The sequence below is a fragment of the Haloferax sp. AB510 genome (genome assembly GCF_024136985.1).
GTDB lineage: Archaea > Halobacteriota > Halobacteria > Halobacteriales > Haloferacaceae > Haloferax.
The window spans coordinates 1-503 of the sequence record NZ_JAMYJY010000245.1 but is presented as its reverse complement, the minus strand read 5'-3'; the positions used below and the strand labels follow the sequence as shown (position 1 = coordinate 503).

The window sequence follows — 503 nt, the reverse complement described above, 5'->3', positions numbered from 1 at the left end:
TACTCGAAGAGTTCGACGGCCTGGTCGTAGCGGGCGGCGGGCTCGTCCCAGTCGACGACCTCGAAGAACGCGGAGACGAAGTCGCCGCGGGCCGGGCCGTAGTCATGGTAGTACGAGTGCTCCCAGACGTCGAGCGCGAGGATGGGGTGGGAGCCCCAGAGCGCACCCTGGTCGTGCTTGTCGACGACGACGTTCCGAAGCTGGTTCGAGAACGAGTCGTAGACGAGAAGCGCCCAACCGCCGGCCGCGCCGGCCGCCGCTTCGAATTCGCCCTTCCAGGCTTCGTAGGAACCGAAGTCCTCGGCGATGCGCTCTGCGAGCGCACCTTCAGGCTCGTCGCCGCCTTCCGGCGACATGTTCTGCCAGAACAGGTCGTGCAGAATGTGTCCCGAGCCGTTGTGGGTGACGTTGCGCAGCGCGCCAGCGGAGGAACCAAACTCACCTGCGTCGCGGTTCTCGGCGAGGGTCTCCTCGGCCGCGTTCCAGCCGTTGACGTAGCCCTG

At 66.6% G+C, this 503-nt stretch carries 1 protein-coding gene; it reads right to left on the bottom strand.

Going from position 1 to position 503, the window contains the following annotated elements; genetic code table 11:
- A partial coding sequence (gene sod, locus NKF06_RS20830; RefSeq protein ID WP_253246483.1) for a superoxide dismutase occupies nt 1-503 on the bottom strand: 503 nt, incomplete at both ends.